Raw genomic sequence first — 13,714 nt, 5'->3', positions numbered from 1 at the left:
AGTTTGATGAATATTACCAGAGCGGTTAAGCACCTTATTATAGCCAATATCCTATTTTTCTTACTTGCTTTAGTGATTCCTACTGTGCAAGATAATGCAGCTCTCTATTTTTTCGAGAACCCGAATTTTCATTGGTGGCAAGCATTCTCACACTTGTTTATGCACGCTTCGATAGGACATATTTTCTTTAATATGTTTGCCTTATATTCTTTTGGGGTTCCTCTGGAGAGTTATTTTGGGAGTAATCGTTTTATTTTTTTCTATTTTGCTTGTGGATTGGGGGCAGCTTTTTTGCATACTGCAGTCAATTATTATGAGTTTCATTCCGTAGCGGATGTACTCTTACGAGAAGGTTATACACAAGAACAAATTACAAATGTTGTTAGTCAGGGGAAAATTTATACAGACTGGCAAGGAATTCTATCACAGAGCCAGCTCAAAGACCTTTTCAATTCCTTTTCAGTTCCTGCAGTAGGAGCCTCTGGAGCTGTTTATGGAATATTGGTAGCTTTTGGAATCCTATTTCCTAATGCAGAACTGATGCTGATGTTTTTGCCAATTCCTATCAAAGCAAAGTATTTTATTCCTATTATTATAGCTCTGGATTTGTTCTCAGGGATTACCAAGTTCCCTATTTTTGGAAGTAATATAGCTCATTTTGCGCATATAGGAGGAGCTTTGATTGGTTTTATTCTGATGAAGATATGGCAGAAAAATTCCTTCGAGAATAGGCGTTGGAACTAAAAAAGGAGCTTTATTTTAAGATGAAACCACTCAAGCAACTATTTACAAGACATTCCCTATCAGTAATTTATATACTATTGATGGGGTATTTGTGTATGTATATCTTTCCTACACTTATAGCATTTCTCTGGCAGATAGAAACACCTTTTATAAGAGACTATTTCGCTTTGTCGCAGAGTCCTAAGTCTTTATTATCTCAACCTTGGACATTGGTTACTTATAGCTTCTTTCATACAGGTTTTGGGCATTGGTTTTTTAATATGATAATGCTTTATTTTGGAGGGGTATTATTTATGAATTTATCTTCTCCAAGGCGCTTTTTGGGGGTTTATTTTTCAGGAATTATTATAGGAGGACTCTTTTTCGTTCTTACCTATCAAGTATTTCCTGTGTTCTCACATCGAGAAGGAGACTTTCTTTTAGGAGCATCTGCTGGAATTATGGCAGTTATGATATTCTTAGCTAGCTATATACCTTCTTATAGAATATATTTATTAGGCGTATTTTCTCTGCCTCTTTGGGTGTTGGGAGCACTTCTTATTATAGTTGATTTGATAAGTATTCCTGTTGCCAATGCTGGAGGTCACATTGCACATTTAGGAGGAGCCTGTATAGGAGGATTATATGCTCTTTATCTTAAGAGAGGTTTCAGACTATCATTTTCCTTTAATAAAAAGAAAAAAGAAACAAACAAATACCCCAACAAAGCTACCGAAGAACGGATTAATACCATTTTAGATAAAATAGCTAAGAGTGGCTATGATAGCCTTACCCGTGAGGAGAAAAACTATCTATTCTTGGCTAGCAAAAACGACTCTTAATAGATTCCTTATGCAATTAATTACAGATACGACCTCTTTCATTTCTCCAGCTGATACCGTAGTTACTATTGGAACATTTGATGGAATACATATAGGACATCAGAAGATTATCAAGCAAGTAGTGGAAATGGCTAAGAGGAACCAACTCCTTCCTACAGTACTGACTTTTTTCCCTCACCCCAGAATGGTTCTGAAACCTTCGGAACCTATCCAGCTTCTCCAAACAATAGAGGAAAGAGCTTTCTTAATGGAGAATTATGGAATAGAACAACTTGTGATTCAGCCTTTTGATAAAGAATTTGCTTCACTTACAGCAGAACAATACGTTAAAGATATTCTGATGAAGAAGCTTAGGGCTAAGATAATTATCATAGGGTATGATCATCGTTTTGGAAGGCAACGTGCAGCAGGGATAGAGGAATTAAAGGAGTTTAGAAATCGGTATCACTTTCAGGTGATAGAAATCCCTGTGCAAGAGGTAGAGGCAGTCTCTGTAAGTTCCACCAAGGTAAGAAAGGCTCTACTTAGTGGAGATATAAAGGAAGCGAATCACTACTTAGGGTATCCTTTTTCCTTTTCAGGGGAGGTCATTCACGGGCAGAAATTGGGTCGTACTTTAGGGTATCCTACTGCAAATATCCAGATAGAGACACCTTACAAAATAGTTCCTAAAATAGGTGTATATATTGTATATAGTTTTATTCAAGGATGTAAGGTATTCGGGATGCTTAGTATAGGGAAAAATCCTACTATAGAAGGGAAAGGAGAAAGTATAGAGGTGTATTTCTTCGACTTTAATGGGGATCTTTATGGTCAGCAATTACGTATTTATTTTGTGGATTATCTCCGAGAAGAAGTAAAATTCTCTTCCATAGAGGCTTTAAAAAAACAACTTCAAAAGGATGAAGTAGAAGCTAGAAAAAGAATCCGAAAAGAATAAATGTTCGTAAAGGTATTCATTTTCAATGTTTTAAGCATATATATAAGGAATATCTATAGAAATATAGAAAAAACCAATAAAAAAACAGATTTTCTATTGCTAAAACCGATGTATCTTTGCGCCGTAAAAGGGAAAGATAAATTGTTTTTCATATATTAGATTTTGTGGTTAGAATTGGTAAGAGAGGGCGCAAGCTCTCTCTTATTTTTATATAAAATCGATACTCATTGTATTTCCTCTTTTGATACCCATTAGGCTAGCCCCACTTCCCGAAGAAGAAGGATCACTTTTATAGAGAGTCATTTCCAAATATTTTAATTTATTGAAAATCAATATTTTGTTTCCTTCTGGAATTTCTTTTTCTTCTGCTTGGTTGTATTGTAGGTAGATATCTTCCAGTCCTATATTCTTGATAGATTCATAGCGGAAATACACGTTGAACTTTCTTCCTTTCGCCTCTTTTTCAAGGAGTTTTTGAGTGATATTGGAGACTAGATTTCCAAAATGATCTATATGAATAATAGTACCTTCAATTCTATTGGGGAGTACCTTAGGAAGAAAATTAGTAATATGTAAGTGTTCTTGATAGGGAGTGCCAATTTCCTCAATGGGAGTTTGTAGGCGAATAAGTTGGGCTACTTTGGTTGAAAAATCAAGGGTAGGGAAGCTGGAACAGGTGTCTTTCAAATTCACCTTGTAAATATGACAAGGCGTTTGTTCTTCTACAAATAAGGAAATAAACCCATTGTCAGCAGTAATGAAATAATGGTTGTTATAATCAAGTATTAAGAGAGGTCTTTCGGGGTTCAACTCGTTATTTACCCCTATGATGTGAATGGTCTTATTAGGGAAATATGAGTAAGCCCCCTGTAGTGTATAGGCAACCTCTGCAATATTGAAGCGTTCAATATCGTGAGAGATATCTACAATGGTTACATCGGGTAATAGGCGGTATAGTTGTCCCTTTAGGGCACCAACACTATAGTCCCTATATCCAAAGTCGGTGGTGAGGGTAATCATATTCATATTAGACCAAGGTTAATCTTCCTTTTCCCAGAAATCAAAATAATTAAACCACTGCAAGGGATACTTCAAAAGCATTTGTTCCATATTCTCAGTGAAGGCATTCAGAAGCTCCTGTGCATCTCTATGCTTAGCCTCAGCTATACGTGCATACAGATGATAGTGTAGGTTCTTTTCTTTCATCACATAGACGAAAATAACAGGAACACCCAAGCGTGAGGCAATTAAAAAAGGTCCTGCAGGAAATTTAGCCTGCTTGCCTAAGAGGTTTCCTGTGAGATATTTTGTTCCTTCAAAATAACGATCCCCTGTAAAGCAAATAATATTTTCCTTCTGTAGAAGATCATTAATCTCGAAAATATGGGAAAGATCCTCCTTTACATAAACGAACTTGGCTTCATACTTCTTATCTGTAATACTTTCCAGATATTCTTTTATAGCCGACCGTTCCATATCAGTAGTTACTGTATGAATCTGATAATTTACATCTATTTCTCTAAAAAAAGGCTCAGCCACTTCAAAGTTTCCTATATGTGCGGAAATAAGAATACCTCCCTTATTGGGTTGTTCTAAGAGATTGTAAAGATGTTCAACACCATCAAATTCGTAAGTAAATTTGTCTTGTAGTTGTGCAAAAATAGCTACTTTATCAATCAGTGTTTGCCCAAAAACAAAATAATTCTGATATAAAGCAAGGATAGTTCTCAAGCGGGAGAATCCTAATCGTTTGCGGAAATAGTAATATAAAACCTGATTGGATTTTCTTTCAAAAAGGAAATAATAGAAAGCCACAAAGATAAGTAGAAAATAAGCTGAACGAACACCCAAGTGCTTAATAAGGAATACAAAAATCTTATATCCTAGCACAGTCCCTTTGGACTTTCCTTGCCATTTTGTTCTTGGAGAGGCTTCTTTACTTTGCATTCATCTTATTCTCTAAGGTACTATAAAAATCCTCAAAAGTAATAATAGGCTTAAAATCAGCCTCTACAAGCTTAACGCCAAATGTTTCCTCAATAATAACTACCAAATCCACATAATCAAGGCTATCTAGCCCTAGGGATTCACGGAAATCCGCTTGTGGCTCAATAACACTCTCATTCACTTCAAATTCTTCCACCAAAATGCGGTTGATTGTTTCTATAATTTCATCTCTATTCATAGGGGTATTATTTAGGTGCAAAAATAAGGAATTTTTGTCAAAGAATGGAAATAATGCGATTTATAATTTCTAAATCTTTTCCACACTTCCTGAAAAGGGGGTAATTTGGCTATTAAAAAAGTCTTTATCTATGACTAATTAAAATTCATATAATTGATAATCAACTAATTGAAAAAAATATTTATTTTTTTGAAAAAAAACATTGTTAGTTTCAAAAAAAGTTGTACCTTTGCATCGCAAAACAAAACAATGGTCTGGTAGTTCAGCTGGTTAGAATACATGCCTGTCACGCATGGGGTCGCGGGTTCGAGTCCCGTCCAGACCGCTAAAATTTAGTTGTGTTGTTTTGTGTAATATTTGGTTTTACACAGGTTTATTTAAACCAATGAAAGGCTTTCCTTTGGAAGGCTTTTTTTATTTTCTTCTTTTTGAGTCTATTTCTATGTATCTAATCTTTTTTGACTTCTCCTTTAATCCTGATTTTCAATTATTTCTTCCTATAGCTTATATTGCAGAGAATAGAAATACTCATTGGTATATGCTCAGAAAAGCCTCTGAGGAAGTGCTCCGTAGTATAGCCATTCCTCTTAGTGAAGCCCAAAAAGAAGCTCTGAAGCTTGTGAATCATCTGCAGATACCTATCCTAATAGAAAAATATATCCCTAAAGGGAGTCTAATAGAAGATATCTACAAAAATAGGGACAAAAAAAGATATATTCAGCAACAAATAGAAGAAAAAACAGCAAAACTTATAGAAATTATAATTGAAAATGACTTCTATCTGTCTTTGAACTATGTTAATAGGCAGGAAATATTAGAAAAATATCATATAAAATCTACAAAAAAGGAACTAGTTCCTTTCCTTGAGTTTGAAAAAGGAACTAATGGCATCCATTATCGTTTGTCCCTATATGACCAAGGGCAACCAATTATTCCTTCTGAACACAAAATAGAGCTCTTGAATAATCTAAGGTCTTGGGTGGTGATTGATAAAAACCTAATGAAACTAAAGGATATAAATGCACTACACATCAAGCCTTTTCTGGATAAAACAGAAGTCTTTATTCCAGAGAAGTTGATTCCTGAATATTTCAACAAATTCCTAAAAGAAGTACTCAAAAAAGCGGAGATCAGTACCATTGGATTCGATATGATACAGAAGTCAGTGATAATTTCTTCAAAAATAAAGTTTTTACACGATGTTTTCACAAATCGATACAAAATATACATAGAATTTGACTATGGGGGCTATATTTTTTATAGTAATCAGTCTAAAAAATCGCATTCAAGCCTAGAAATACTTCCTAATGAACAGATAAGGATATATAACTATAAAAGAAATCATTTAGAAGAACTAAAGAACTACCATATGCTGGAAGAAATGGGTTTTATAAATGAAGGAGGAAATTTCTCTGTAGAAGATACTTATCCTTTCGCTACTTATTTTCAGCTGTTGCTTCATAAAGAAGAACTACTTTCGAAAGGATTTATTATAGAATCTCTTGAAATAGGAGGGAAGAGCATTGAGATGGAGCCTTTTGAACTTTTATTTGAGGAGACTAAGATGGGAAATGATTGGTTTGATATTAATATATGGGTGCAACAAGGGGAAAATCGCTTTCATTTTTCTTCTTTAGTTAAAAATATCAAGGAAAGTAACCCTATCTATATTTCTTCTGAAGGAAATATCTTTATTATTCCCAAGGAATGGTTTAGTAAGTACGAAAAAATAGCTAAATTTGGAAAAATAGAAGGGGAAAAGTTGCGCCTTCCTAAGAATAATTATGCTTTATTAGAAGATTTGCCAGAAGTAAAGCCTCAACACCTTTCGCAAAAGATAGACTATAGTCCTTCTCCAAACCTCAAAGCAACGCTCCGCCCCTACCAGAGGGAAGGAGTCAAGTGGCTCTTAGAACATTATTATAATGGAATGGGAGCTTGCTTAGCAGATGATATGGGCTTGGGAAAAACCTTGCAGACTCTCGCATTATTAGTGGATATTCACGATAAATTGCCTGAAAAAAACATAGAATACCCAGAAGATCTCTTCCAGATAGGACAGAAACAAAAAGAAGCTCTTAAGGTGCTGGTGATTCTTCCCTCTTCTCTGGTATTTAATTGGTATGATGAAGCCAAGCGATTTGCTCCTCAACTCAAATGTACTCAATATGTAGGGAATGATAGAAAGGTAAAAGCCAAAAGGCTTCTGAACTATGATATTGTTTTTACAAGCTATCCTATCGTGATTCGGGATGCTAAAATTTTTGAAAAATATGAATTTAGATATATTATCTTAGATGAAAGTCAACGAATAAAAAATAAGGATTCTCAAATCTTTAAAGTGATTAATAGTTTACAGTCTTCTCATAGAATTTCTTTAAGTGGAACTCCTATCGAAAATTCACTAACAGACCTGTGGTCACAGATGCAGTTCATTAATCCCAATATACTGGGAACCTTTGCCCAATTTAATAAATATTTTAAAACAGAGATAGAAAAGAAAAAGAATCCAGTAGCCTTAGCAGAGCTCAAGACTATTATTAGTCCCTTTCTTCTGAGGAGGACTAAAGAACAAGTGCTCGACGACTTGCCTGAGATGGAGGAACAAATTGCCTATTGCGAGCTCTCTCAAGCCCAAAGAAAGTGGTATGAAAGCGAGAAATCCAAAGTAAGGAATCAACTATTACTTACAGAGGAAAATGTGCAAATAAGTACTCTTAATATGCTTACAAAGCTAAGGCAACTGAGTAATCACCCGAAGTTATTGGATAAGGAGAGTGATATTCCTTCTGGAAAATATGAAGAGGTGATTAGTTATTTGGAACAGATAAGTAATTCCTCTCAGAAGGCTCTTATTTTTAGTAGTTTTGTATCCCACTTGGAAATCTATCAGGAATGGTGTCAAGCCCATCATATGGACTATGCAACGCTTACAGGAAGTGTTTCACTGGAGCAAAGGAAACTACAGGTGGAGGCTTTTCAGAATGACCCCAAAGTCTCTTTTTTCTTTATCTCTCTTAAGGCAGGAGAGGTGGGGTTAAATCTTACAGCAGCTTCTTATGTACTCTTATTGGATCCTTGGTGGAATCCTTTCTCAGAACGGCAAGCCATTGCACGGGCACACCGATTGGGACAACAACATAAAGTAAACGTTATCAGATTTGTAGCTAAGGATACCCTTGAGGAGAAAATTATTCGCCTACAAGAGAACAAAAAAGAGCTTTCAGGAAATATAATAGAGGAACATATACTGATGGATGATGTATTTAACCATTTGGGAGAAATATTGGAATAAAAATACTTAAAAAAGATAATGAGACTTCCCTGAGGAAGTCTCATTATTCTTTTAGGATAAAACTACATTATACCTTATTCTTTATAAGCATTACTTCAATAATAGAAATTGCGGTTTTTTCAGGTACAGTAAGTAATTCTGCTAATTGGTTGATCATATCTTTTTCTTCTTCTTCAAGTACTCCGTCAGAAGTAGCGATATCTACAGCACAAGCAAAAGCAGTTAAGCGAAGTTCAGAAGGAAGACCTTTAACAGATTTTTCTACAAGGCTTCCAGGACCTTCTTTTTTTAGAATACGGAAGAGCTTGTCAAAAAGTTTGTCAAAAGCAGAGCTTGAATAGCTATCATAGATACGAAGACGATTCATATAATTTACGATTTCGTCCCATTCTCCACGACCTACATTACCATCAGCTCCAGCCATAGCAAGAGCAATCCCTGCGAAGGATTCTTGCTCATTAAGATTTACTTCCTCAGTTACTGATTGGAAGATTTTTCCGAATAAACTCATATAATATGATTTTAAATATTTAGGGGCAAATGTAATAAAAAAAACTGATTAAAAAAATAAATTCTCTTTTTATTTAGAAAGAAATAGGGTTTTTCTTAAAAAAATGTAATTTCTATGATTTTTTAAGAAGTAAATTTGTTCTTTCGTCAGGAAAGATAACACTTGGTTGGAAGTTCTTCGCCTCTTCAAAGTCCATAAGGGCATATGATATGATAATAACAATATCTCCCTTTTGTACCTTGCGGGCAGCAGGTCCATTGAGGGTGATAATTCCTGTATTACGTGCGCCAGGGATAATATAAGTTTCGAATCGTTCCCCATTATTAACATTCACAACCGAAACTTTTTCTCCTTGGATAAGGTTGGCAGCTTCTAGGAGCGCTTCATCAATGGTAATACTTCCTATATAGTCTAGATCAGCACCTGTAACAGATACTCGGTGGATCTTGGATTTTAGTACTTCTATCTTCATAAACAAAGGTAAAAATGAAAGTCTTTCCCTCAGAGGAAGGAAAGACTTTATTATGATTCAAAGCAGGGTGAAATTATTTTAATTCTACTTCAGCTCCAGCTTCTTCTAGTGCTTTCTTAAGGCTTTCAGCGTCGTCTTTAGAAACACCTTCTTTTATTTTAGAAGGAGCACCATCTACTAATTCTTTAGCTTCTTTTAAGCCTTGTCCTGTAAGTTCTTTTACAAGTTTAACAACAGCTAGTTTGTTAGCACCTGCATTTTTAAGAATTACATCGAATTCTGTTTTCTCAGCAGCAGCTTCTCCAGCTCCAGCTGCAGGACCAGCAGCAACTGCAACTGCAGCAGCAGCAGGCTCTATACCATACTCATCTTTAAGGATTTGAGCAAGCTCGTTTACTTCCTTAACAGTTAAATTTACTAATTGTTCTGCGAAATTTTTTAAATCTGCCATTTCTATCGTTTTTAATGGTTTATAAAATAATAATGTGTGTTCTATTAACGTTCTGAGAGGGTCTTAACAATTCCTGCAATCTTTCCACCTCCTGATTTAAGAGCAGAAATAACATTCTTAGCAGGCGATTGTAGAAGAGCCACAATATCTCCAATAAGTTCCTCTCTGGACTTGATAGCAGAAAGGGTATCTAATTGATTATCACCAATAAATACAGCTTCTTCTATATAAGCTCCTTTAAGGATAGGTTTGTCGGATTTTTTTCTAAAATTTTGAATAAGTTTAGCAGGTGCATTTCCTACTTCAGCAAACATAAGAGAGGTATTTCCCTTAAGAGTAGAAGGAAGGTCTCCAAAGTTTTTATCAGAAGCCTCCATAGCTTTTGCCAAAAGCGTATTCTTAACTACGGAAAGCTTAATTCCAGCTTTGAAGCAAGCACGGCGAAGGTCTGAAGTTGTCTTTGCATCAAGCCCTGTGAGGTCTGCCAAATAAATGACGTGATTAGCTGCTAACTGTGCGGTTAAATCCTTTATTACTACTGATTTTTCTTCTTTTGTCATAATTTTTCCTTTTAACTACGTGTTAGACTGCTTTTGTATCTATGGCCACACTCGGACTCATAGTGCTAGATAAGTAAATAGACTTAATATAAGTACCCTTAGCAGTAGATGGTTTTAGCTTGATTAGTGTTTGGATAAGTTCATTAGCATTTTCTACCAATTTCTCAGCTGAGAAAGAAACTTTTCCAATAGAAGCGTGAACAATCCCTGTTTTATCTACACGGAAATCAATCTTACCGGCTTTTACTTCTTGAACAGCTTTCCCAATTTCCATTGTAACGGTTCCTGTTTTAGGGTTAGGCATAAGCCCTCGAGGTCCAAGAACGCGTCCAAGAGGTCCTAATTTACCCATTACAGCAGGCATAGTAACAATCACATCTACATCTGTCCAGCCATCTTTGATTTTTTGTAGATAGTCATCCAAACCTACGTGATCAGCTCCAGCCGCTTTTGCTTCAGCCTCCTTATCTGGAGTAACAAGAGCAAGTACACGTACATCTTTTCCTGTTCCGTGAGGAAGTGTTACCACACCACGAACCATTTGGTTTGCTTTACGAGGATCAACTCCTAACCTTACGGCTATATCAACAGAAGCGTCAAATTTGGTAAAAGAGATTTCTTTTACTTTCTTACTAGCTTCTGTAAGATTATATAGTTTATCAGCTTCTATTTTAGATAAAGCCTCTTTGTATTTCTTTGTCAGTTTTGCCATAATCAATCAATTAAAAAGGTTTATCTCCAGTAATTGCAATACCCATAGAACGAGCAGTACCTGCTACCATACTCATAGCTTTCTCAATAGTGAAAGCATTAAGATCTTGCATTTTGTCCTCAGCGATAGCTTTCACCTGATCCCAAGTGATATTGGCTACCTTCTTACGGTTAGGCTCTCCAGAGCCCCCTTTTACTTTAGCTGCTTCTAAGAGTTGAACTGCCGCAGGTGGGGTCTTTACAACAAAATCAAAAGATTTGTCTTTGTATACAGAGATAACAACAGGTAATACTTTACCAGGCTTGTCCTGTGTACGAGCATTAAATTGCTTACAGAACTCCATAATGTTAACTCCAGCAGCCCCCAAGGCAGGTCCAACCGGTGGCGAAGGATTCGCAGCACCTCCCTTAACTCGTAGCTTAACTACTTTGTGTAATTCTTTTGCCATTGTTCAACTTTAAATTTATGAATAATGTCCTTACTATTGAGGTAAGGACGTAAATTATACTTTTTCTACTTGTGTGTAACTTAGTTCAAGAGGCGTTTTTCTTCCAAAAATCTTAACGATTACTTCCAGTTTACGCTTTTCCTCATTTACTTTTTCCACATTTCCTACAAAGCCATTGAAAGGTCCATCAATAACTTTTATAGATTCTCCTATCTCATAAGGAATAAGAACTGTTTCTACCTTTTCTTGTAACTCATCTACAATACCCAGCATCCTATTAACCTCTGACTTACGGATAGGAGTGGGAGTACCTCCTTTAGTTTCTCCTAAAAAACCTATAACTCCAGAAATACCTTTGATAATGTGAGAGACTTCTCCAGAGAGGTCAGCCTTAATCATTACATAGCCAGGGAAGAATACTCTTTCTACATTAATTTTCTTTCCATTACGCATCTGAGGCACTTTCTCAGTAGGGACGAGTACCTGCTCCACATAGTCAGCATACCCTAAGCGACTAATTTCGGTCTCTATATAATTTTTGACCTTATTTTCCTGTCCGCTTACGGCGCGTACTACATACCATTTTTTTTCAAGAACTGCCATTTAGAATATTTTAAATATCTTTGCTATGAAAGATTCAAAAAGAAAATCAACTCCTGCAATAAATAGAGAGAATACTATAGAGAAAATAGTAACCACCCACAACAAGCGTTGTGCTTCGCTGAAGGAAGTCCAAGTAACATTTTCTGTTAGTTCAGTGTATGATTCTTTGATATAGTTGATCATTACTTTTGGTTTATAAAGTTCGTAGAAACTATTATGGCACGGGTGGAGGGATTCGAACCCCCATCAACGGTTTTGGAGACCGCTATTCTACCCTTGAACTACACCCGTATAAAAAGAGTTTTGTTGCCAAAACCCTTTTTCAAAAAAATTAATCTTATGAAAAATAGAATTCTTAGTCTATAATTTCAGTTACCTGTCCAGCACCTACTGTACGACCTCCTTCACGGATTGCGAAACGAAGACCTACGTTAAGAGCGATTGGTTGAAGAAGTTCTACAGTGATGGTAAGGTTATCACCAGGCATTACCATATCTACTCCTTCAGGAAGGTTAATAGTACCTGTAACGTCAGTAGTACGTACGTAGAACTGAGGACGGTAGTTATTGTGGAATGGAGTGTGACGTCCACCTTCTTCTTTTTTCAAGATATACACCTCAGCTTTGAATTTAGCGTGTGGTTTTACAGAACCTGGTTTGCAGATTACCATACCACGACGGATATCTTTTTTGTCGATACCACGAAGCAATAGACCTACGTTATCACCAGCTTCACCACGATCAAGGATTTTCTTGAACATTTCTACCCCAGTGATAGTAGAAGTAAGTTTATCAGCTCCCATACCGATAATTTCAACAGGATCACCAGTGTTAGCAATACCAGTTTCGATACGTCCAGTAGCTACAGTACCACGACCTGTGATAGTGAACACGTCCTCGATAGGCATCAAGAATGGTTTATCAATATCACGTGGTGGAAGTTCGATCCAGTTGTCAACAGCGTCCATAAGCTGCATTACAGTATCTACCCATTTTGGCTCACCGTTAAGGGCACCAAGAGCAGAACCTTGGATTACAGGACCATTATCACCATCATATTCATAGAAAGAAAGTAGTTCACGTACTTCCATTTCTACAAGCTCCAAAAGCTCAGGGTCATCCACCATATCCACTTTGTTAAGGAAAACAACGATACGAGGAATACCTACCTGACGACCAAGAAGGATGTGTTCACGAGTTTGAGGCATAGGGCCATCTGTAGCAGCAACTACAAGGATAGCTCCATCCATCTGAGCCGCACCAGTAACCATGTTCTTTACGTAGTCGGCGTGACCAGGACAGTCAACGTGTGCGTAGTGACGGTTAGCTGTTTGATATTCAACGTGTGAAGTATTAATGGTAATACCACGCTCTTTTTCTTCAGGAGCGTTGTCAATAGAGTCAAAACTTCTCGCTTCAGAGAGACCTGCATCAGCCAATACTTTGGTAATAGCAGCAGTTAATGTTGTTTTACCGTGGTCAACGTGTCCAATAGTACCAATATTCAAGTGGGGTTTGGAACGGTCAAAATTTTCTTTTGCCATGTTTAAATAATTTAATCTTAGTTATAATAGAAAATCAATATAATGTTACTTATAATAATTATACTATAAGAGAGCCAATGACGAGATTTGAACTCGTGACCTCTTCCTTACCAAGGAAGCGCTCTACCCCTGAGCTACATCGGCTTAAAGAAAAGAGCGGGAGACGAGGTTCGAACTCGCGACATTCAGCTTGGAAGGCTGACGCTCTACCAACTGAGCTACTCCCGCAATACTTATAGTGGGGAGGACAGGATTCGAACCTGTGAAGGTGAAAACCAGCAGATTTACAGTCTGCCCTCGTTGGCCGCTTGAGTACCTCCCCTTAATTGATCAATAAACAATGATGAACTTTGAGCCGGTAGAGGGATTCGAACCCACGACCCCGAGATTACAAATCACGTGCTCTGGCCAACTGAGCTATACCGGCAA

At 36.6% G+C, this 13,714-nt stretch carries 16 protein-coding genes and 6 tRNA genes; 5 read left to right on the top strand and 17 right to left on the bottom strand.

Translation table 11 applies throughout. The features are described 5' to 3' along the window. The first annotated feature begins 3 nt into the window (after positions 1 to 3). From RYK20_RS00110 to RYK20_RS00100, 3 genes are read left to right on the top strand one after another with little or no spacing between them, the layout of a single operon-like run. Entirely contained in the window at positions 4 to 744 is a 741-nt protein-coding gene (locus RYK20_RS00110; RefSeq protein ID WP_311455947.1) for a rhomboid family intramembrane serine protease, read from the top strand. Positions 745 to 764: 20 nt separating this feature from the next. After that, a complete protein-coding gene (locus RYK20_RS00105; RefSeq protein WP_314893983.1) occupies positions 765 to 1,565 on the top strand; it encodes a rhomboid family intramembrane serine protease in 801 nt (266 codons plus the stop codon). 10 nt (positions 1,566 to 1,575) lie between these two features. Beyond that, positions 1,576 to 2,505: a bifunctional riboflavin kinase/FAD synthetase gene (locus RYK20_RS00100; RefSeq protein ID WP_314893982.1), complete on the top strand. Its 930-nt coding sequence runs from the start codon at positions 1,576 to 1,578 to the stop codon at positions 2,503 to 2,505. Between the two features lie 207 nt (positions 2,506 to 2,712). On the opposite strand, the gene RYK20_RS00095 is transcribed toward RYK20_RS00100, so the two are convergent. From RYK20_RS00095 to RYK20_RS00085, 3 genes are read right to left on the bottom strand one after another with little or no spacing between them, the layout of a single operon-like run. Continuing rightward, the gene (locus RYK20_RS00095; protein ID WP_314893981.1) at positions 2,713 to 3,531 is read right to left on the bottom strand and encodes an SAM-dependent chlorinase/fluorinase; all 819 of its coding nucleotides are present in this window, start codon (positions 3,529 to 3,531) and stop codon (positions 2,713 to 2,715) included. Positions 3,532 to 3,543: 12 nt separating this feature from the next. After that, complete coding sequence (locus tag RYK20_RS00090; RefSeq protein ID WP_314893980.1) at positions 3,544 to 4,452, bottom strand: lipid A biosynthesis acyltransferase; 909 nt, start codon at positions 4,450 to 4,452, stop codon at positions 3,544 to 3,546. Beyond that, entirely contained in the window at positions 4,442 to 4,690 is a 249-nt protein-coding gene (locus RYK20_RS00085; protein WP_314893979.1) for a phosphopantetheine-binding protein, read from the bottom strand. The genes RYK20_RS00090 and RYK20_RS00085 overlap by 11 nt, the downstream gene beginning before the upstream one ends. Positions 4,691 to 4,941: 251 nt before the next feature. On the opposite strand from RYK20_RS00085, the gene RYK20_RS00080 reads away from it, so the two are divergent. After that, positions 4,942 to 5,015, top strand: a tRNA-Asp gene (locus RYK20_RS00080). Positions 5,016 to 5,132: 117 nt separating this feature from the next. Further along, entirely contained in the window at positions 5,133 to 7,985 is a 2,853-nt protein-coding gene (locus RYK20_RS00075; RefSeq protein ID WP_314894063.1) for a DEAD/DEAH box helicase, read from the top strand. A gap of 67 nt (positions 7,986 to 8,052) precedes the next feature. On the opposite strand, the gene RYK20_RS00070 is transcribed toward RYK20_RS00075, so the two are convergent. From RYK20_RS00070 to RYK20_RS00005, 14 genes are all read right to left on the bottom strand, one after another. Beyond that, positions 8,053 to 8,496: a tellurite resistance TerB family protein gene (locus RYK20_RS00070; protein WP_297978979.1), complete on the bottom strand. Its 444-nt coding sequence runs from the start codon at positions 8,494 to 8,496 to the stop codon at positions 8,053 to 8,055. 112 nt (positions 8,497 to 8,608) lie between these two features. Further along, on the bottom strand, positions 8,609 to 8,968 hold the full coding sequence (gene panD, locus RYK20_RS00065) for an aspartate 1-decarboxylase (protein WP_297978981.1): 360 nt from the start codon (positions 8,966 to 8,968) through the stop codon (positions 8,609 to 8,611). Positions 8,969 to 9,041: 73 nt separating this feature from the next. Continuing rightward, positions 9,042 to 9,419 (bottom strand): 50S ribosomal protein L7/L12, encoded by a 378-nt coding sequence (gene rplL, locus RYK20_RS00060; protein WP_311455935.1) that lies wholly within the window; start codon positions 9,417 to 9,419, stop codon positions 9,042 to 9,044. Between the two features lie 44 nt (positions 9,420 to 9,463). After that, positions 9,464 to 9,979, bottom strand: coding sequence for a 50S ribosomal protein L10 (gene rplJ, locus RYK20_RS00055; protein ID WP_297978985.1), 516 nt, complete (start codon positions 9,977 to 9,979; stop codon positions 9,464 to 9,466). 22 nt (positions 9,980 to 10,001) lie between these two features. Further along, a complete protein-coding gene (rplA, locus tag RYK20_RS00050; RefSeq protein ID WP_297978987.1) occupies positions 10,002 to 10,691 on the bottom strand; it encodes a 50S ribosomal protein L1 in 690 nt (229 codons plus the stop codon). A gap of 10 nt (positions 10,692 to 10,701) precedes the next feature. Continuing rightward, positions 10,702 to 11,139, bottom strand: coding sequence for a 50S ribosomal protein L11 (gene rplK, locus RYK20_RS00045; protein WP_297978989.1), 438 nt, complete (start codon positions 11,137 to 11,139; stop codon positions 10,702 to 10,704). Positions 11,140 to 11,193: 54 nt separating this feature from the next. Further along, positions 11,194 to 11,742: a transcription termination/antitermination protein NusG gene (gene nusG / locus RYK20_RS00040; protein WP_297978991.1), complete on the bottom strand. Its 549-nt coding sequence runs from the start codon at positions 11,740 to 11,742 to the stop codon at positions 11,194 to 11,196. Further along, positions 11,743 to 11,925 (bottom strand): preprotein translocase subunit SecE, encoded by a 183-nt coding sequence (gene secE / locus RYK20_RS00035; protein ID WP_297978993.1) that lies wholly within the window; start codon positions 11,923 to 11,925, stop codon positions 11,743 to 11,745. Positions 11,926 to 11,959: 34 nt separating this feature from the next. After that, positions 11,960 to 12,033, bottom strand: a tRNA-Trp gene (locus RYK20_RS00030). A gap of 64 nt (positions 12,034 to 12,097) precedes the next feature. After that, the gene (gene tuf, locus RYK20_RS00025) at positions 12,098 to 13,285 is read right to left on the bottom strand and encodes an elongation factor Tu (protein ID WP_297978995.1); all 1,188 of its coding nucleotides are present in this window, start codon (positions 13,283 to 13,285) and stop codon (positions 12,098 to 12,100) included. 72 nt (positions 13,286 to 13,357) lie between these two features. Continuing rightward, positions 13,358 to 13,429 (bottom strand) — tRNA-Thr (locus RYK20_RS00020). Between the two features lie 11 nt (positions 13,430 to 13,440). After that, positions 13,441 to 13,513: transfer RNA gene (locus RYK20_RS00015), tRNA-Gly, on the bottom strand. A gap of 11 nt (positions 13,514 to 13,524) precedes the next feature. After that, positions 13,525 to 13,607, bottom strand: a tRNA-Tyr gene (locus RYK20_RS00010). Positions 13,608 to 13,638: 31 nt separating this feature from the next. Continuing rightward, positions 13,639 to 13,712 (bottom strand) — tRNA-Thr (locus tag RYK20_RS00005). Positions 13,713 to 13,714: the final 2 nt, after the last annotated feature.

It is taken from the genome of uncultured Capnocytophaga sp., assembly GCF_963525585.1.
Taxonomy (GTDB): domain Bacteria; phylum Bacteroidota; class Bacteroidia; order Flavobacteriales; family Flavobacteriaceae; genus Capnocytophaga.
This window is presented reverse-complemented; position numbering and strand designations above follow the sequence as displayed.

Bases quoted from the DNA above. Each gene is read 5' to 3' on its own strand.
- RYK20_RS00090 (WP_314893980.1), bottom strand. From the start codon at position 4,452: ATGCAAAGTAAAGAAGCCTCTCCAAGAACAAAATGGCAAGGAAAGTCC.
- tuf (WP_297978995.1), bottom strand. From the start codon at position 13,285: ATGGCAAAAGAAAATTTTGACCGTTCCAAACCCCACTTGAATATTGGT.
- RYK20_RS00075 (WP_314894063.1), top strand. From the start codon at position 5,133: ATGTATCTAATCTTTTTTGACTTCTCCTTTAATCCTGATTTTCAATTA.
- RYK20_RS00070 (WP_297978979.1), bottom strand. From the start codon at position 8,496: ATGAGTTTATTCGGAAAAATCTTCCAATCAGTAACTGAGGAAGTAAAT.
- rplL (WP_311455935.1), bottom strand. From the start codon at position 9,419: ATGGCAGATTTAAAAAATTTCGCAGAACAATTAGTAAATTTAACTGTT.
- rplJ (WP_297978985.1), bottom strand. From the start codon at position 9,979: ATGACAAAAGAAGAAAAATCAGTAGTAATAAAGGATTTAACCGCACAG.
- rplA (WP_297978987.1), bottom strand. From the start codon at position 10,691: ATGGCAAAACTGACAAAGAAATACAAAGAGGCTTTATCTAAAATAGAA.
- RYK20_RS00100 (WP_314893982.1), top strand. From the start codon at position 1,576: ATGCAATTAATTACAGATACGACCTCTTTCATTTCTCCAGCTGATACC.
- RYK20_RS00095 (WP_314893981.1), bottom strand. From the start codon at position 3,531: ATGAATATGATTACCCTCACCACCGACTTTGGATATAGGGACTATAGT.
- secE (WP_297978993.1), bottom strand. From the start codon at position 11,925: ATGATCAACTATATCAAAGAATCATACACTGAACTAACAGAAAATGTT.
- RYK20_RS00105 (WP_314893983.1), top strand. From the start codon at position 765: ATGAAACCACTCAAGCAACTATTTACAAGACATTCCCTATCAGTAATT.
- rplK (WP_297978989.1), bottom strand. From the start codon at position 11,139: ATGGCAAAAGAATTACACAAAGTAGTTAAGCTACGAGTTAAGGGAGGT.
- panD (WP_297978981.1), bottom strand. From the start codon at position 8,968: ATGAAGATAGAAGTACTAAAATCCAAGATCCACCGAGTATCTGTTACA.
- RYK20_RS00085 (WP_314893979.1), bottom strand. From the start codon at position 4,690: ATGAATAGAGATGAAATTATAGAAACAATCAACCGCATTTTGGTGGAA.
- nusG (WP_297978991.1), bottom strand. From the start codon at position 11,742: ATGGCAGTTCTTGAAAAAAAATGGTATGTAGTACGCGCCGTAAGCGGA.